The 17,609-nt window shown below is 65.2% G+C and carries 18 protein-coding genes; 7 read left to right on the top strand and 11 right to left on the bottom strand.

Going from position 1 to position 17,609, the window contains the following annotated elements; translation table 11 throughout:
* Positions 1–82 precede the first annotated feature (82 nt).
* Positions 83–511 carry a hypothetical protein gene (locus tag GFS60_RS23700; RefSeq protein WP_159925061.1) on the top strand — a complete coding sequence of 143 codons (429 nt, stop codon included), beginning with the start codon at positions 83–85 and terminating at the stop codon, positions 509–511.
* An 87-nt stretch (positions 512–598) separates the two neighbouring features.
* On the opposite strand, the gene GFS60_RS23695 is transcribed toward GFS60_RS23700, so the two are convergent.
* The 4 genes from GFS60_RS23695 to GFS60_RS23680 form a co-directional block, all read right to left on the bottom strand.
* Positions 599–802 (bottom strand): cold-shock protein, encoded by a 204-nt coding sequence (locus GFS60_RS23695; RefSeq protein ID WP_109332503.1) that lies wholly within the window; start codon positions 800–802, stop codon positions 599–601.
* A gap of 317 nt (positions 803–1,119) precedes the next feature.
* Positions 1,120–2,025 carry a 16S rRNA (adenine(1518)-N(6)/adenine(1519)-N(6))-dimethyltransferase RsmA gene (gene rsmA, locus GFS60_RS23690; RefSeq protein WP_159925059.1) on the bottom strand — a complete coding sequence of 302 codons (906 nt, stop codon included), beginning with the start codon at positions 2,023–2,025 and terminating at the stop codon, positions 1,120–1,122.
* Between the two features lie 10 nt (positions 2,026–2,035).
* Positions 2,036–3,163, bottom strand: coding sequence for a resuscitation-promoting factor (locus GFS60_RS23685; RefSeq protein WP_159925057.1), 1,128 nt, complete (start codon positions 3,161–3,163; stop codon positions 2,036–2,038).
* Positions 3,164–3,190: 27 nt separating this feature from the next.
* Positions 3,191–4,306 (bottom strand): resuscitation-promoting factor, encoded by a 1,116-nt coding sequence (locus tag GFS60_RS23680; protein ID WP_159925055.1) that lies wholly within the window; start codon positions 4,304–4,306, stop codon positions 3,191–3,193.
* A gap of 286 nt (positions 4,307–4,592) precedes the next feature.
* Between GFS60_RS23680 and GFS60_RS23675 the strand changes: the two genes are divergently transcribed.
* Together GFS60_RS23675 and GFS60_RS23670 are read left to right on the top strand one after the other, a co-directional pair.
* Positions 4,593–6,038, top strand: a complete 1,446-nt coding sequence (locus tag GFS60_RS23675; protein WP_159925053.1) for an amino acid ABC transporter substrate-binding protein/permease — start codon at positions 4,593–4,595, stop codon at positions 6,036–6,038.
* On the top strand, positions 6,035–6,799 hold the full coding sequence (locus tag GFS60_RS23670; protein WP_159925051.1) for an amino acid ABC transporter ATP-binding protein: 765 nt from the start codon (positions 6,035–6,037) through the stop codon (positions 6,797–6,799). Before GFS60_RS23675 ends, GFS60_RS23670 begins: the two co-directional genes overlap by 4 nt.
* Positions 6,800–6,850: 51 nt before the next feature.
* Here GFS60_RS23670 and GFS60_RS23665 read toward each other — a convergent pair whose 3' ends face one another.
* Positions 6,851–7,291: a DoxX family protein gene (locus GFS60_RS23665; protein ID WP_159925049.1), complete on the bottom strand. Its 441-nt coding sequence runs from the start codon at positions 7,289–7,291 to the stop codon at positions 6,851–6,853.
* A gap of 85 nt (positions 7,292–7,376) precedes the next feature.
* On the bottom strand, positions 7,377–8,216 hold the full coding sequence (locus GFS60_RS23660; RefSeq protein ID WP_159925046.1) for a TatD family hydrolase: 840 nt from the start codon (positions 8,214–8,216) through the stop codon (positions 7,377–7,379).
* Positions 8,217–8,339: 123 nt separating this feature from the next.
* Here GFS60_RS23660 and metG point away from each other — a divergent pair, with 123 nt between their 5' ends.
* Both metG and GFS60_RS23650 read left to right on the top strand, forming a co-directional pair.
* Positions 8,340–9,899 (top strand): methionine--tRNA ligase, encoded by a 1,560-nt coding sequence (metG, locus tag GFS60_RS23655; protein ID WP_159925044.1) that lies wholly within the window; start codon positions 8,340–8,342, stop codon positions 9,897–9,899.
* Between the two features lie 122 nt (positions 9,900–10,021).
* The gene (locus tag GFS60_RS23650) at positions 10,022–11,227 is read left to right on the top strand and encodes a DUF2786 domain-containing protein (RefSeq protein ID WP_159925042.1); all 1,206 of its coding nucleotides are present in this window, start codon (positions 10,022–10,024) and stop codon (positions 11,225–11,227) included.
* A 19-nt stretch (positions 11,228–11,246) separates the two neighbouring features.
* Here the strand turns inward: GFS60_RS23650 and rsmI are convergent, their stop codons facing one another.
* The gene (rsmI, locus tag GFS60_RS23645) at positions 11,247–12,077 is read right to left on the bottom strand and encodes a 16S rRNA (cytidine(1402)-2'-O)-methyltransferase (RefSeq protein ID WP_159925040.1); all 831 of its coding nucleotides are present in this window, start codon (positions 12,075–12,077) and stop codon (positions 11,247–11,249) included.
* A gap of 29 nt (positions 12,078–12,106) precedes the next feature.
* Here rsmI and GFS60_RS23640 point away from each other — a divergent pair, with 29 nt between their 5' ends.
* Positions 12,107–13,660 carry a dolichyl-phosphate-mannose--protein mannosyltransferase gene (locus tag GFS60_RS23640; protein WP_159927485.1) on the top strand — a complete coding sequence of 518 codons (1,554 nt, stop codon included), beginning with the start codon at positions 12,107–12,109 and terminating at the stop codon, positions 13,658–13,660.
* Here GFS60_RS23640 and GFS60_RS23635 read toward each other — a convergent pair.
* The 4 genes from GFS60_RS23635 to GFS60_RS23620 form a co-directional block, all read right to left on the bottom strand.
* On the bottom strand, positions 13,643–15,316 hold the full coding sequence (locus GFS60_RS23635) for a BCCT family transporter (protein WP_159925038.1): 1,674 nt from the start codon (positions 15,314–15,316) through the stop codon (positions 13,643–13,645). The two genes, GFS60_RS23640 and GFS60_RS23635, sit on opposite strands and share 18 nt — an antisense overlap.
* 85 nt (positions 15,317–15,401) lie before the next feature.
* Positions 15,402–15,833, bottom strand: coding sequence for a DoxX family protein (locus GFS60_RS23630; RefSeq protein ID WP_159925036.1), 432 nt, complete (start codon positions 15,831–15,833; stop codon positions 15,402–15,404).
* A 48-nt stretch (positions 15,834–15,881) separates the two neighbouring features.
* Positions 15,882–16,256, bottom strand: a complete 375-nt coding sequence (locus tag GFS60_RS23625; protein ID WP_159925034.1) for a GntR family transcriptional regulator — start codon at positions 16,254–16,256, stop codon at positions 15,882–15,884.
* A 78-nt stretch (positions 16,257–16,334) separates the two neighbouring features.
* Entirely contained in the window at positions 16,335–17,018 is a 684-nt protein-coding gene (locus tag GFS60_RS23620) for an NAD(P)H-binding protein (protein WP_159925032.1), read from the bottom strand.
* Positions 17,019–17,160: 142 nt separating this feature from the next.
* On the opposite strand from GFS60_RS23620, the gene arsC reads away from it, so the two are divergent.
* A complete protein-coding gene (gene arsC, locus GFS60_RS23615) occupies positions 17,161–17,508 on the top strand; it encodes an arsenate reductase (glutaredoxin) (RefSeq protein ID WP_397518008.1) in 348 nt (115 codons plus the stop codon).
* Positions 17,509–17,609: the final 101 nt, after the last annotated feature.

Genomic DNA, 17,609 nt, shown 5'->3' with positions numbered 1-17,609 from the left:
CGTGTCCCGGATAACGACGGAGCGACACGGTCGTTGTTCGGCGTCCGAGCATCGACGAGACGAAAGGTCGGGGTTGTCGGGGATGCAGCACACGATTGTCGAGGAGGGGCGCGCTCGCGCGCCGTCAGGGCCCGAAAACAGCGCGAAAGTGCTTGTGGGGGCCCATGTGGCGCTCGGCGCCGCAACCGTCGTCACCATGGTGTTCTCGCTGGCGTTCCTCTGCACACTCGACAACGGAAACGATCCGTGGACCTGGCCGGCGCGGTACTCGTCGGCCTGGTATGTCTGTCTGGCGATTCTCGCCTCGACGGTGTGGGCACTTCTCGTCACCGGTGTGCTGATCTTTCGGCCGGCACGCCGACGCGGACTGGGCACCGCAACCTTCCTCGTCGCCGTGACCCTCGGTATCTGCGCCGTCGTCGGTCTCTTCGGCCCGAATTCTGCGCTTCAGCTCTGGCTGGTGTGCGCGATCAATCTCGCGTATCAGGCTACGCATCTACGTTCGGTGTGAGATGAAAACGAGGCAAGGCCCCACTCCTGCGGAGTGGGGCCTTGCTCGAACGTCATGTCCCGGCGAACCGGGAAGTCATAGCCGTTCTCAGACCAGGGTGACGCCGGTGGCCTGCGGGCCCTTGTTGCCCTGGCCGATCTCGAACGAAACACGCTGGTTCTCCTCGAGCGTGCGGAAGCCGCCGCTCTGGATCTCCGAGTAATGGACGAACACGTCAGCGCTGCCATCCTCGGGGGCGATGAAGCCGAACCCCTTCTCGGAGTTGAACCACTTCACGATGCCCTCTGCCATGTAAATCTCCTCTAACACAGTTTCTTCTTCAGGTAACCGGCTCGGTTACCAGGGTCATCTGACACGACCGCTTATGACAATTCCTGTGGAGGACGTCCAAACGCTCGCAACCATCGATTTGCGAGCGTGGGAAACACAAACACAAAACTTACGACCTCCAATAGTGAACCACACCCGCGCCCGCTTGTCTCCCCCAACCCCGGAATTTGGGTCGATCAGCGCCCACCTGATGGGATTCGGCACCTCGTGCCGGCGCTCGCCTCGGCCCGAGATACTCACTTCGCTGCCGGCATCCTCCGCAGGATGCGGAACCGCGGCTACGGACGGGTGGCAGCAAGACGCACGAATGCCGCAGCGTCGAGCCTCTCCCCGCGCGTGGACGGCTCGATTCCTGCCTCGACGAGCCTGCGCTCCGCTTCGGCCGGCGATCCGGCCCAACCACTGAGCGCCGCTCGTAAAGTCTTGCGACGCTGCGCAAATGCCGCATCGATCACGGCAAACACTCGTCGCCGGTGCTCGTCGTCGATCGGCCACGGAGGTTCTGCGTAACGATCGATCCGCACCAATCCCGACTCCACCTTGGGAACAGGCCAGAAGACCGCTTTGCCCACGGACCCCGCACGGCGGACCGAACCGAAGAAGTTGGCCTTCACGCTCGGCACTCCGTAGGTCTTGCTGCCGGGCGGTGCCGCCAGGCGGTCCGCCACCTCGGCCTGCACCATCACCAGAGCCGTTCGCAGACTGGGCAATTCCGCAAACAGGTGCAGCAGCACCGGCACGGCCACGTTGTACGGCAGGTTGGCGACGAGCGCGGTGGGTTCACCGGGGATCTCGGACGGCTGGACGCGCATCGCATCCGCCCCGACCACGGTCAACCGGTCCGCGAGCCCCGGAGCGCGGGCGGCGACCGTGACCGGCAGCCGGGCGGCGAGGTTGGGATCGATCTCGACCGCAATCACCTTGTCCACCACGTCGAGTAGCGCCAGGGTGAGCGACCCGAGACCGGGCCCGACCTCGAGAACGATGTCGCTGCTCCCCACGCCGGCGGTGGCCACGATACGACGAACGGTGTTGGCGTCGTGAACGAAGTTCTGCCCCAGCTGCTTCGTGGGGCGCACACCGAATTCCTCGGCTAGCGAACGCACTTCGGCGGGGCCGAGCAGAGCAGCCTGCCCTCGGGGAGACTGGCCTCGTTCGACATGGGGTGATTCGGCGTCGGACACCAGGGGAACTTTAACGGACTCCGAGCCTGCCCGAACACGTCGGCCATGCTCCCCAGCCCTGGGTCTGCTGCGTTCGGGACGCGATGGCGATCTGCTCCTCGCGGGTGGCGAGATCGGCCCGCGGTGCGTACCTGAGACCGCCCTGACGCTCCCAGGTGTTCTGGTCGAACTGAACGCCGCCGAAGAAGCCGTTGCCCGTGTTGATGGCCCAGTTCCCGGTGGCTTCACACTGTGCGAGCGCATCCCAGACGGCGCCGTTCTCGACGGGAGGCACCTCCGTGCCCGGTTTCGCGCCGACTCTGATCACCTTGGGCTGCGCGGGCGTGGTGACCGTGGCCGCCACCTGGTTGCGGCCTACTTCCTTGCCGTTGACCGTGTTGACCGCAAAGGTGACGTCCTGCACACCCGGCACGCCGGGGTTCTCCACCACGGTGCGGCTCATCTTCATCGTGGGGTCTTCGATCCGCTGCTCCGGCGGCGCCAACGGCAGGGTCTCGACCTTCGTCTCGACTCGGTCGCGGGTGACCGTGACGCCCATACCCTCCGCCAACGGCGTGTCCGCGGGAGGCACGACCCTATCGGACTGTTCGAGAGGCGCACCGTGCGCGGTGAGGAAATCCCCGACCGTCGGTGCCGCCAACCGCACATCCGTCACTGGCAGAGCGCCGTCGGTCAGCCTGACCACCATCGGGTTGAGCACCTCCAGCGCAGCGCCGTCGAGGGGCAGACGCTGCGAACGCGACGCGGACACGTGCACGTCCTCGGCGAGTTCCAACTGCTTCAACGCGTCCTCGACGGTGAGCGCCGTGGTCCACACGGTCTTGGGCTGGCCGTCCACGGTCAGGGACACCTCACGTGCGCGGCGCAGAACCACCGTGTCACCGTCCGACAGGGTCGCGTCCCGTTCGGGTGCCACCACGTCGCGCTCGTCGAGCGAGTACCCGGCGTCGGACAGCGCGGCATCGACACTCGTGCTCATGGTGCTCAGCGAGACCTTCTCACCGTCCACGTCGAGTGTGACGGTCTTGTGCCGGACCACGGCCATCACTCCGCCGGCGATCAGTGTGGCGAGAAGCAGCGCGACCACGGTGTACAGCAGCGGCGAGCGGGCCGAGTTGATCTTGGCGAAGGGCGACATCGTGTTCCTTTACTCGAGCCGAGCGGGTCAGCGGAGTCCGAGCTTGCTGGTGCAGGCGGGCCATGCACCCCAGCCCTGCGTCGCCTGGACCTTTTCGGCGACGGAGATCTGCTGCTCGCGCGACGCGAGGTCGGCGCGTGGGGCGTAGGCGGTGCCACCGAACGCTTCCCAGGTGCTCTGCGTGAACTGGAGTCCGCCGTAGAAGCCGTTCCCGGTGTTGATGGCCCAGTTGCCGGTGGCCTCGCAGTGCGCAATGGAGTCCCAGGTCGACGCGTTGGAGATGGCGATCTCCTTCACTCCGACGCGGACGACGGCGGGCGCCGGTTCGCGCAGGATCTCCGACTTCAGTTCCTGGCGGCCTGCCTCGACCCCGTTGACGGTCTTCACTGCGGCCGTCACGGTGCGCTCACCGGGAACGCCCGGGTTCTCGACGACGGTCTTGCCCTTGTCGAGCGCGGGATCGTCCACGCGGTTCTCGGGGGGCGCGATCGGCAGGGTCTCGGTGCGGGTCTCGGTGCGGTCGCGGGTCACGCGGATCTCGGCGCCGTCGACGAGGGGGCTGTCGGCGGGAGGCACGACGGTGTCGGCCTGCTCGAGTGGCGCACCTTTTGCCGCCAGTAGTGCGCCCACGGTGGGGGCGGCGAGGCGGACCTCGGCGATCGGCGCCCCGCCGTCGGCAACCTTGACGAGCTTGGGCTCGACGACGTCCAGCTCGGCACCTTCGAGCGGAAGGCGCTGCGAACGCGACGCCGAGACGTGCACGTCATCGGCCAGTTCGAACTGCTTCAGGGCGTCGTCCACGGTGAGCGCCGTGGTCCACACCTTCTTCGGCTCTCCGTCGACGGTGAGCGTGACCTCACGGGCGCGCCGCAACACGACGGTGTCACCTTCGGAGATCGAGGCGCCGGCAGCAGGTGCGACAGCATCACGCTCGTTGAGGGTGTACCCGGCGTCGTCGAGGGCCCCGCTCACATCGGTAGCCATGGTGCCGAGCGACATACTCTCGCCGTCGACGTCGATCGTGACGGTCTTGTGCCGGGCTACGGCCAGGGCGCCACCGACGACGAGGGTCGCAAGCAGTGCGGCGACCACCACGTAGAGAAAGGGCGATTTGGCGTTGTTAAGTCTGGCGAGTACTGACACATCAAGTCCCAAAGGCTGGCGAAAGTTTGATCACGGTACGGTAACGAATCGGCTTTGCTATGGCAACTTTGCAGCCTGCACCTGCTACCTAGATCACAAAAAGATTGAGATCGGACATGGTTTTCGACTGGGACGCGAAAACGCGTCGAATTCGGGCCACCCGCGGTGACGCAGTATCTTGCGTCTGCACCAAGAGCCCGGAAGCGACCGGGCACCTGTCATAGAAAGCTGGGGTTCCGTGCACAGCAGATCCGATCGACTTCTGAGACACGTCAGACGTCCGAGAGTGCCCGCGGTGATCGCCGCGCTGACGCTGCTCGTCACACTCGTCGCGCCAGGCCTCGCAGCCGCGCAACAACCCGATCCGAACGGCGCGCAACCGCCCGCCCCGGGCAACAACTACATCATCGCCACCGATATCACGTTCGCGCCGTTCGAGTTCCAGGACGAGTCCGGCAAGCTCGTCGGCATCGACATGGATCTGCTCGCGGCTATCGCCGAAGACCAGGGATTCGACTACACCGTCAACGCGGTCGGATTCGACGCCGCACTACAGGCGGTCACGGGCGGGCAGGCCAACGGAATGATCGCCGGGATGTCGATCACCGACGCCCGCAAGGCCACATTCGACTTCTCCGACCCGTACTTCGAGTCGGGCGTCCAGATGGGCGTGCTCGAGGACGACGACTCGATCACCTCGTATGAGGATCTGCGCGGCAAGTCGGTCGCAGTCAAGAACGGCACCGAGGGTGCCACCTACGCGGAGTCCATCAAGAATCAGTACGGCTTCACCACCAAGTACTTCGCCGACTCGTCGAGCATGTTCGACGAGGTGCGCACCGGTAACTCGGCCGCCGTGTTCGAGGACTACCCCGTACTGGCTTACGGCATCAAGCAGGGCAACGGATTCAAGACCGTCACCGACAAGGTTCCGGGCGCAAGTTACGGCTTCGCCGTGGCCAAGGGCCAGAACGCGCAGCTGCTACAGCAGTTCAACGCCGGGCTCGCCAACCTGAAGGCCAGCGGCCAGTATGACGAGATCCTCGCCCGGTACCTCGACACCGACGCGAGCACAGACGACAATTCCATTCTCGGATTGATCAAGAGCACCTACCCGCTGTTGCTCGAGGGACTGTGGCTCACGATCGTCCTCACCGTGGTCTCGATCGCGATCGCTCTCGTGCTGGGTGCGATCTTCGGCCTGTTCCGGGTATCGACCAACATCGTGCTGCGCGGAATCGGCACGACCTACGTCGACGTCTTCCGCGGAACACCGTTGCTGGTGCAGGCCTTCTTCATCTACTTCGGCATTCCGGCGGCACTCGACTTCCAGATGTCGGCGTTCACCGCCGGCATCATCACCCTGAGTCTCAACGCGGGCGCCTACATGGCGGAGATCGTGCGCGGCGGCATCCTGTCGGTCGACAAGGGCCAGATGGAAGCGTCGCGAAGCCTCGGAATCAGTTATCTGAAGTCGATGCAGAAGGTGGTGATGCCGCAGGCCGTGCGCACCATGATCCCGTCGTACATCAATCAGTTCGTGATCACCCTGAAAGATACGTCGATCCTGTCCGTGATCGGGCTGGCCGAGCTCACGCAGACCGGGCGCATCATCATCGCCCGCAACTACCAGTCCTTCAATATGTGGCTGATCATCGGCGTCATGTACTTCATCATCATCATGGCGTTGACCAAGCTGTCGAATCGCCTCGAGAAGAGGATCAATCGATGACCGAATCGAACCCGACCCCGACGGCCACCACCGAGCCGAAGATTCGCGTACGAGGCCTGAAGAAGTCGTTCGGTGACAACGAGGTACTCAAAGGCATCGACGTCGAGATCCAGAGCGGCGAAGTGGTCTGCGTGATCGGCCCGTCCGGCTCCGGCAAGAGCACCTTCCTGCGCTGCCTCAATCGGCTCGAGGACATCACCGGCGGCAACGTCGTCGTCGACAACTTCGACGTGAGCGACAAGAAGATCGACATCGACCGGGTGCGTCAGCACATCGGCATGGTGTTCCAGCACTTCAATCTGTTTCCGCACATGACGGCAATCGAGAACGTGATGCTGGGACCCGTCCAGACGAAGCGGGCCACCAAGGAGGAAGCACGGGCAACGGCGGTCCGCCTGCTCGATCAGGTCGGGCTCGCCGAGAAGGCGGACGCCAAGCCCGCGAGCCTGTCCGGCGGGCAGAAGCAGCGGGTCGCGATTGCGCGCGCTCTCGCCATGAACCCGGACATCATGCTGTTCGACGAGGCCACCAGCGCCCTCGACCCGGAGATGGTCGGGGAGGTGCTGCAGGTGCTGCGCGACCTCGCGAAGGGTGGCATGACCATGGTGGTGGTGACGCACGAGATGGGCTTCGCCCGGGAGGTCGCGGATCGGGTGATCTTCATGGCGGACGGTTACGTGGTGGAGGAGGGCACACCCGAGCAGATCTTCGGGAGTCCCCGTGAGGCCCGTACCCAGGACTTCTTGAACAAGGTCCTCTGACACGAAAGTGGCAGAGGACGCCCGAGGCGTCCTCTGCCACTTCCAGCGAGGTCAGACGCGCGCGGTGTCCTTCGCCGCCCAGGGCAGCTTGGCACCGAGGAGCCCGTCGACGCCGTACGCGCCGGACCCGACCACCGCAAGAAGCAGAGAGCTGACGCCGAGGGCGAGGACCAGTTCGTATCCGCCCTCGCTGGCGAAAATGCCCTTGTCGATGTGCGCGATGAAGAACGCGCCCACCATGTCGAGGAACAGCAGGATGCCGAAGATCGGCACCGCCGCGCCGACGATCAGTGCGAGACCGCCGATGATCTCGAGCCAGGTGACGACGAACGCCGAGATACCGGGGAGTGGGACACCCATGCTTTCGAATCCGGCCGTCTGCTTGTCCAGCCCGTTGGTGAAGGCCTTCTGCCAGCCGTGAGCGAGGAAGATGATTCCGATGCCCACCCGGGCGATGAGAATTCCGAGATTGCGAACTGCGGGGTTGTTCATGACCGTGCCTTTCATCGAGGCGTCCCCGCGGATCGGGACGACCGTTACGTGACGGCCATCAGCCTAGAATGTCTTAGTTGAAACTTCAACCTAGGGCCCGGAGGCCGTAGACCCGCTCCGCGGTGACCGTCGACGCCCGTGCCAGCGCTTCCGGCTCCTCACCGCGAACCTCTGCCAAAGCACGCACCGTGTAGGGCAGGCAATACGGCTCGTTGGGCGCGCCGCGGAACGGGTGAGGGGTGAGGAACGGGGCGTCCGTCTCCACGATGAGCTGGTCGGCGGGCACGAGGAGAGCCGCCTCTCGCAACGCCTTCGCGTTCTTGAAACTGACGGTGCCCGAGAAACTGAGCACGTACCCCGCGTCGATGCACTCACGCGCCATGGCCGCATCCGACGAGAAGCAATGGAACACCACCGTGTCGGGCGCCCCCTCCTCGCGCAGCACGTCCAGCAGCGCCTGATCTGCGTCCCTGTTGTGGATCATCAGCGTTTTTCCGAGCCGTTTCGCCAGGTCGATGTGCCATCGGAAACCCTCTTCCTGCTCCGGCACGGTGGCGCAGCCGTCGAGCTTCCCGGGCCAGTAGAAGTCGAAGCCCGTCTCCCCGACCGCCACCACCCGCGGATCGCCGGCCAATCGCTCGATCTCGGCCTTGGTGCCATCGTCGAGGACGTTTGCCCTCGTCGGATGAATGGCGACGGCCGCATACACCCGCGCATCCCAGTTGGCCGCATCGACGGCGAACCGTGCGGCATCCAGGTCGTCGGCCACGGTGACCACTCGCTCCACACCGACAGCGGCCGCCCGGTCCACGATCTTCCGGACACTCGCCGCATCCGAGGCTCCGCACGCGTCGAGATGAGTGTGAGCGTCGACGAGCGGAAACAGTGGCTGGGGCGCTTCGGGTGCGGGACGGTCTTTGCTCATGCGCACATTGTCGACGGCGACACCGCGTGAACGCCAACACCCCGGTCTCGCGGCCGGTCGAAGCGGCGTTTACACCAATCTGCGCGTCGCGGAACCGCGGGGCGCAGATAGAGTGGTCGCACCATGAATGCTGCTGACTCCACCGCTTCGCGGCCACCTTTCTATCTGACGACGGCGATCGCGTACCCCAACGGCGTCCCGCACATCGGTCACGCGTACGAGTACATCTCCTCGGACGCGCTGGCACGGTTCAAGCGCCTCGACGGGTTCGACGTCTTCTTCCTGACCGGAACCGACGAGCACGGCCTGAAGATGCAGCAGACGGCGATCAAGGAAGGTATCGACGTCCGCGAGCTCGCCGCCAGGAACTCCGACGTGTTCGAGGCTCTCGACAAGACCTTGAACATCTCGTACGACCGGTTCATCCGGACAACGGACACCGATCACGAAGAAGCCAGCAAGGCGATCTGGCAGAAGATGCTCGAGCGAGGTGACATCTACCTCGACACCTACTCGGGCTGGTACTCGGTGCGCGACGAGGCCTTCTACACCGAGGCCGAGACGACACTTCAGGAGGACGGCTCGCGGTTGTCCACCGAGACCGGGACGCCGGTCGAATGGACGGAGGAGTCGACCTACTTCTTCAAGCTGTCCGAGTACCAGGACAAGCTGCTGCGGTTGTACGAGGAGAACCCGGACTTCATCGCGCCGGCGACACGTCGCAACGAGATCGTGAGCTTCGTCAAGGGCGGCCTGAAGGACCTGTCGATCTCACGCACCACCTTCGACTGGGGTGTCCCGGTTCCCGGCCACCCCGAGCACGTCATGTACGTGTGGGTGGACGCCCTCACCAACTACCTCACCGGTGCGGGCTACCCCGACACGGAGTCGGAGCAGTTCGGCAAGTTCTGGCCCGCGAATCTCCACATCATCGGCAAGGACATCACCCGGTTCCACACCGTGTACTGGCCGGCATTCCTCATGTCGGCGGGAATCGAGTTACCGAAGCGGGTCTTCGTGCACGGGTTCCTCTACAACAAGGGCGAGAAGATGTCGAAGTCGGTCGGCAACGTCGTCGACCCGGTCGCCATGGTCGAGCAGTACGGACTCGACGCCGTCCGTTTCTTCCTGCTGCGGGAGATCTCGTACGGGCAGGACGGCAGCTACAGCCACGAGGCCATCGTCACGCGCATCAACGCCGACCTGGCCAACGAGCTGGGCAACCTGGCGCAGCGCTCGCTGTCGATGGTGGCCAAGAACTGTGACGCCCAGGTTCCGGTGCCGGGTGAGCTGACCGACGAGGATTCGGCCATGCTCGCCTCGGCGGACGCCCTCCTGGCCAAGTGCCGTGCCGAATACGACGTCCAGGCGTTGCATCTCGCGCTGGAGGCGATCTGGTCGGTTCTCGGTGAGACCAACCGGTACTTCTCGAAGCAGGAACCGTGGGTGCTGCGCAAGACGGACCCCGAGCGGATGGCCACCGTGCTGTACGTGACGCTCGAGGTGGTGCGCATCGTCGGAATTCTGGTGCAACCGGTGATGCCGAATGCGGCGGAAAAGATTTTGGACCTGCTGGGCCAGAAAGCGGAGGCCCGCCAGTTCACCGACCTCGCCACCCGCATCGTTGCGGGCACGCCACTGCCCGCACCGTCGGGCGTTTTCCCTCGTTACGTGGACGAGTGAGCCGTGCAGGGCCCGAGTTGTCGGACCCTGCATGCACACTCTCACCCATGACGGCGAATAGAACATACATTCGATCTCTACACGGCGGATTCGGCAGTAGTGGATCCGGAACGGGAGCGCGCGTGTTCGACGACGAAGTGAGCCCGCCGGCGGCGGCCGCCGTCCACACCCTTCTGGGAGAGTTGTCGGCCGCGTACGAGCGCGGCTGGCAACCTGCCGACGTCCTCCATCTGGCGCGGAGATCGAAGGAGCCGGCCGACGCGCCGCTCGCGGCAGCACTCGTCCTGCACGAGGCGGAGCGGACCCGCGCCCAGGATCGGGCGCCCCACGACTGGCTCGGTCAACTCCGTACCATCGCCGAGCAGTACCCCGCGGCTTCGGATCTGGCGCAGCGCATTTCGGATCGAGTCGGTGATGCGATGGACGACATGTCCGACGACGCGGGCGTGCGCGCCCTGGCTGCGGGGTTGCTCTTCGAGGACCCTTACCACTCGGTCTACCAGTTGACCGACCTCTCCTTGGCCTGGACCGATCTGCCCGGGTGGACCGTCCTTACTCCCCCGCCGTCCACCTGGCCCCGCGTTCGGGTCGAGGTCACCGGGTCGGTCGCGAGCGGGAACACCGAGGCCGACGCCAAGGTACTCAACAGGATTCGGGGACTGCTCGCCAAGGCAGAGGCCACCGACTTCGCCGAGGAAGCCGAAATTTTCACCGCGAAGGCCCAGGAGTTGATGACCCGCTACGCCATCAATGCCGCCCTCCTCCACACCCAGAACGGCTCGGGAAACACCGCTGTCCACAGTCGCCGGATCCATCTCGAAAATCCGTACGTCAAGGAGAAGGTGCACCTGCTCACCGAGATCGGTGACTCCAACCGGGTGCGGACGGTGTGGTTCAGTTCGCTGGCCATCGCCACAGTGGTGGGAACACCACTCGACCTGCAACAGGTCGACATGCTCTTCACTTCACTGCTGGTGCAGGCCACGCGGGCAATGCAATTCGCTGATGCGCAGAGTCGCAGCGGGTCCCGCACCACGTCGTTTCGTAAAGGTTTCCTCGCAGGGTTCGCGAGTCGGATCGGTCAGCGGTTACGCGACGCCGACAGTAGGGCGACAGTCGAGGCCGCGGACGAGGCGTCGATCCCGGTCGACGACCTCCTGCCGATTCTCGCCACGAAATCCGAAGCTGTCGACGCGGAGTTCGACCGCCTGTTTCCGCGTACTCGCAAAGCCCGCGGAAGGGCGGTGGACGCGCACGGTTGGTACGCCGGGCAGGCGGCCGCCGACGATGCCACCCTCGCACCCGGCGAGCGGGCACTTCGGCGGTAGTGCCACCGTCCCGGTGGCCCTACTCCTTGCGCGAAGCCAAGACGGTTTCGTACAACTCGCGTTTCGACACACCCGGGGTCGCAACCAACGCGCAGGCGTCCTTCAGCCGGGTGCCGTCGGCAACCAGTCGTTCCACCTCGTCGACGAGGTCTGCGGGATCCGAAGCCACGATGGTGGCCCCTTCCACCACCACGGTGATCTCGCCGCGCACCCCCTCGGCCGACCATTCGGCGAGTTCCGAGAGGGTGCCGCGGCGTACCTCCTCGTAAGTCTTGGTCAGTTCGCGGCAGACGGCGGCTCGCCGGGTGCCGCCGAGAACCTCGACGGCGTCGGTGAGACAGTCGGCAAGTCGGTGCGGTGCCTCGAAGAACACGCACGCCCGCGGCTCGTTCACCAACTCCCGCAACCACGTCTTGCGCTGGCCCTGTTTGCGGGGCGGGAAGCCGTCGAAACAGAAGCGCTCCACCGGGAGCCCGGAGAGGGCCAGTGCCGTCGTCACCGCCGACGGTCCCGGCAGGCAGGTCACCGCCAGGTCCTCGGCGACACACGCCGCCACCAGCCGGTAGCCGGGGTCACTCACCGAGGGCATCCCCGCATCGGTCACGAGGAGCACCGTCTTACCCGCCGCAACATCGGCGACGAGCGCAGGCAGTCGGGCCACCTCCACCTGGTCGTAGAAACTGACCACCTTTCCCGTGATGGTCACGTCGAGCGCCGAAGCCAGAGCCTTGGTGCGACGGGTGTCCTCGGCGGCGACGACGTCGGCGGTTTCCAGCGCCGTACGCAGCCGGGGCGAGGCGTCACCCACGTCCCCCATCGGCGTTGCGGCGAGCACGAGGCGACCAGTCATGACCCACAGCCTACGATTGCCGCGTGACGATGTTGACGGACGAGCGACCGACGCCCTCCGCACGACACTCGGCGGTGGTCAGCCCGGCACCCCTCACCCCTCCCCGCAGCTTCGGTCCCGTGGACCGTGCCCGCGGATGGGTGGTGACCCTGTTCGTCACGGCGATCGCGGCGATCACCCGGTTCACCATGCTGGGATACCCCACGGACGCGGGCACACCCGTGTTCGACGAGAAGCATTACGCGCCACAGGGCTGGCAGGTTCTCACCGGCGGCTGGATAGAAGACAACCCCGGGTACGGCCTGGTGGTGCATCCGCCGATCGGGAAACAACTGATCGCGATGGGCGAGGCGATCTTCGGCTACAACGGCTGGGGGTGGCGGTTCGCGTCGGCGGTGGCAGGCACGATCCTGGTGCTGCTCGTCATTCGCATCGTCAGGCGACTGAGCCGGTCCACACTCCTCGGCGGTCTCGCGGGCATCCTGCTCGTCGCGGACGGTGTCACCTTCGTGTCCTCCCGCCTCGGCATGCTCGACATCTTCCTGGCCCTGTTCGCCGTTGCCGCCCTCGGTTGCCTCGTCGTGGACCGCGACCAGGTTCGCGAGCGAATGGCCCGCGTGTACGACGAAGGGCGGATCGGCGACAGCGAGTGGGGGCCGCGTCTGGGTGTCCGGTGGTGGCGTTTCGGTGCCGGGATCATGTTGGGCCTGGCGTGCGGAACCAAGTGGTCGGGCATCTACTTCATCGTCTTCTTCGGGCTGCTCAGCGTGCTGTTCGATGTGGCGGCACGACGGACCTACGGAGTGCAGCGGCCATGGTTCGGCGCCGCTCTCCGCGACGTCGGCCCCGCACTGTATGCGCTCGTCGTCGTCCCGCTGTTCGTCTATCTCGGCAGTTACTGGGCATGGTTCGCGAGCGAGACCGGGGTCGATCGGCACGCGGTGGGCAACGAGATCGGAACCGGTGGAACCTGGTCGTTCCTCCCGTCCGCGCTGCGGTCGCTGTGGTATTACAGCGGCAACGTCCTCCAATTCCACGAAGGTCTCACCAACTCCGCGGGCAACCATCACCCGTGGGAGTCGAAACCGTGGACGTGGCCGATGGGTCTTCGCCCGATGCTCTACTACTTCGCCGAGGGCGGCCACGTGTCCGGATGCAGCGCGTCCAGCTGCGTCAAGGCGGTCATGCTCGTCGGCACGCCCGCGATGTGGTGGCTCGCGGTGCCGATGCTCGCCTGGGCGCTGTGGCAAGCAGTGGTGCGCAAGGACTGGCGATATGCCACCGTGCTCACCGGCTACGGTGCCGCATTCCTCCCGTGGCTCACCACCCTCGACCGCCAGATGTACTACTTCTACGCAGTCGCCCTTGCGCCGTTCATGGTGATGGGTATCGCCCTCGTCCTCGGCGACATCCTCGGCAGGGCCACGTCGTCCTACGAACGACGCGGCACCGGTCTCCTCGCCGTCTGCCTCTACGTGGGACTGGTGGTGGCCAACTTCATCTGGCTGTGGCCCATCCTCACCGGTTTGCCGATCACACCCGAGATGTGGCAAAACCAGCTCTGGCTACCCAGCTGGCGCTGAACCGGAACCCCCGCGTCGGTTCTTCACGGAACTGGGCGAGCGGCGTCGCTTCGCCACCGCTTTCCGGACTTCCCGCCGCATCTCCCTGGCGTCGACCACGATCGGGTCACGCGAGAGATCCTTGTACAGCGACACGCACAGCCCGATCATCACGATCACGAACGGTGCGGCCGCGATGATCGTCATCGTCTGCAGTCCGTCGAGGGCGGTATCACCACCGGTCCACAGGATCAGGGCAGCCACCCCACCGGTCAGCGAACCCCAGAAAACGACCACCCAGCGCTGCGGATCGAGCGAACCGCGCTGCGAGAGGGTACCCATCACCATCGATGCGGCATCCGCGCCGGACACGAAGAAGATGGCGACGAGCACCATCACCAGAACGGTGGTGATGCCGGTGAGCGGCAAGTGGTCGAGCATCCCGAACAGTTGCCCTTCCTGGGTGTCCTGCCCGGCGAGGTCGATACCGTCGCGCTGCTCACCGATACCCGCGCCGCCGAAGATGGCGAACCAGACGAGGCTGACCACACTCGGAACCAGAATGACTCCGAAAACGAACTGGCGAATGGTCCGGCCGCGGCTGATGCGTGCCAGGAACATGCCGACGAACGGGGTCCACGAAATCCACCACGCCCAGTAGAAGATGGTCCACGACGACAACCACTCACCGGTCGAGGGATCGGAGGACGCCCCGGTTCGCGCCGACATCTGCGCCAGTTCGGCAGCGTAGGCACCGATCGTCGTCGGCAGCAGGTTCAGGATCAGGACCGTCGGACCCACCACGAACACGAACAGCGCCAGCACGACGGCAAGCACCATGTTGGTGTTGGACAGCCACTGGATGCCCTTCGCGACACCCGACACCGCGGAGGCGACGAACGCCAAAGTCAGCAGTGCGACAATCGCGACGAGCAGGAAGGTGCTCACCTCCGACATCCACCCGACGACCTGAAAACCGGAGCCGATCTGAAGGGCCCCCAGACCCAGCGAGGCAGCGGTACCGAACAGTGTCGCGAAGATCGCGAGCACATCGATGAACTTGCCGATCGGACCTTCCGCGCGCCGACCGAGCAGAGGTATGAACGCCGAGCTGAACAGCTGCTTGCGACCCTTGCGGTACGAACCGTACGCGATCGACAGGCCGACCACGGCGTACATCGCCCAGGGGTGCAGGCTCCAATGAAACATGGTGGTAGCCATCGCGGTTCCGATTCCACCGTCGCTGCCGGGGGGCGGCGTGACATAGTGCGCGAGCGGCTCGGCGACACCGAAGAACATCAGCCCGATACCCATGCCCGCGCTGAACATCATCGCGATCCAGCTGACCGTCCGAAACTCCGGCTTCTCGCCGTCTTTACCGAGCGGAATGTGACCGAACCGGCTGAATGCGAGCCACAACGAGAAGAGCACGAAACCGGACGCCGACAGAACGAACAGCCATCCGAGATCGGTGACCAACCACGAAAGGGCCTTGCCGGTAGTCGAATCGAGATTGTCGGGGGCCGCGAGACCCCACACGACGATCAGCGCCACCGCCGCGGCAGCGACGGAAAACACGACGTAGTCGGTGCGAACACCGATCCGCTTCAGCCCACCGGATGCAAGCACATTCGGAGACTCGGATGGGTGATCCGGCAGATCAGTATTCATTGCCATGAACAACTACGTTGGTCACTGACGGAAGTAAATGCAAGCTGGGGTGCGCGCCGACCCCTGAACGAGAGCCGGCGTGCGCGTGCAGTCACACCGCGGCTTTGCCCCATCCCGAACCCCGTCCGATCAGGCCGTCGATACCGAGGCGCCCGGCGCCGATGACGGCGAGAAGCAGCGAGCCCACACCTAATGCCACCACGAGTTCGTAACCGCCCTCCGAAACGAAGACACCCTTGTCGGCGTGCACGAGGATCAGCGCACCGAGCATGTCGAGGAACAGAAGAAATCCGGCCACCGGTGTGGCCAATCCCACGATGAGCGCGAATCCGCCCGCAAGTTCGATCGTCGCTGCCGCTATCGCCGAGATGTCGGGAAGTGGTACTCCCATGTCGGCGAACGACTCCTGCGTCGCGTTCACCCCGTATTCGAAGAACTTCTGCCAGCCGTGCGCGACGAAAACGACGCCCAGACCGATGCGTGCGATCAGGATCGCGAGGTCACGGAACAGTGCGGAGGCCATACCGAGTGTTCCCCTTTCTGGAATCGCTTCTTCTGGATGAAGCCCAGCTCAACCGGCGCCGCGGAGGGCCGACTGCACGAAGTCGAGGATTTCGTCGTCGGAGACACCCAGCTTGCGCAGTTCCTGCACATATCGGGTGGCCGCCTTCTCGGCACCGACACGGATCGGGTCGCCACCGCCTGCGATGAAGGTGCCCTGCTTGCCCCGGCTTTCGATCACACCCTGCTCACCGAGTTCGCGGTACGCCTTCGCGACGGTATTGGGGGCCAGCCCTACCTCGACGGCCAGGGCGCGGACCGTCGGGATCTTCGTGCCGGCGATCAGCCGACCGGTGCGCACCTGCTCGATGATCTGTAGCCGCAACTGGTCGAACGGGGCGGTCGACGAATCCGGATCGATGTCGATGTGCACGGCCGCCGCCACCTCCGTTGTTCCAGGCGTTGTATCAGACCGTAGTGGGGAGGGCACGGCGCCGCAATGGCTGGCGGCGAACGCCACCGGTCACAGCGCCGCGACAGCGTCCTCGACCGGGGTCGGCCCGGACGTCAACATGAGGGTCTTCCTCGCAGTACTCGGATCGTCGAGAAGCGCCACGACCACGGCCGCGACATCGGCACGCGGCACGGTGCCACGTTCGAGCGGTGGGGCGGCGAGGGTGACGTGCCCCGTCGGTTCGTCGTCGGTCAACCCACCGGGCCGCAGGATCGTCCAGTCCAGGTAGGTGCGCGCCCGCAGATCTTCTTCGGCCGAGGTCTTGGCAACGAGGTAGGCGGCGAACACGTCGTCGGTGCCCTCCGGGATCGGCTCACCGGCACCGAACGAGCTGACCTGAACGAACCGACGCACCCCGGCCTTCTCGGCGGCTTCGGCGAGCAGCACCGCGGCGCCGCGGTCGACGGTGTCCTTGCGCTCCGCTCCGCTACCCGGGCCGGCGCCGGCCGCGAACACGGCGGCGTCCGCGCCGAGCAGAACCTTCGTGACGTCGTCGACGGTCGAGTTTTCGAGGTCGATGACCACCGGCTCGGCGCCCAGCGCTGCCACGGCGTGTTCGTGATCCGGATTGCGGATCAGGGCCACCGCGCGGTCTCCTCTCGCGGTCAGCAGCTTGGTCAGGTGGCGGGCGATCTTCCCGTGCCCACCCGCGATGACGATGCGGCGTGGTGTGCTATTCGAGTGCTCGGCCATGGTCGATCTCCCTCTGTCGTCGACTGATCCACGTATGCGACTGTTCCACTGACGCACAGTGTCTATTGACGCACTGTATTTATTGATGCACAGTGCAGCGCACGGTACCGGCTCATTTGTTCCCGGGTGCAGAATGTTCTGCATGGCGAACACCGCGACGATCTACCACAACCAACGCTGCAACACCTCCCGCACCGTCCTGGGACTGATCCGGGACGCCGGCATCGAACCCACCGTCGTGAAGTACCTCGAGACGCCGCCCACACGGGACGGTTTGCGCAAGCTGCTCGACGACGCCGGGCTGAAGCCGAGCGAGGCGATCAGGAAGAAGGAAGCGATCTACAAGGAGTTGTCGCTGGCTCAGGCGTCGGAGGACGAACTGCTCGATGCCATGACAGAGCATCCCATCCTCATCGAGCGTCCGATCGTCGTGACGGACAAGGGCACTGTCCTGGCTCGCCCGGCCACGAAGGTCACCGAGGTCCTGTAGGCGCTCCGCGCCCGTGCGCCTTTCTGGTTGCTGGGACTACCAAAAAGGGGCTCTACTGCTGTGATCGTGGGTGGAGTTCGGTGCGGGTGAGGGCGCACGCC

Origin of the sequence: Rhodococcus sp. WAY2 (genome assembly GCF_009859915.1) — a bacterium.
GTDB classification, from domain to species: Bacteria; Actinomycetota; Actinomycetes; order Mycobacteriales; family Mycobacteriaceae; genus Rhodococcus_F; species Rhodococcus_F oxybenzonivorans.
The sequence above is the reverse complement of the archived record's forward strand: the minus strand, read 5'-3'. Positions and strand labels throughout refer to the sequence as shown.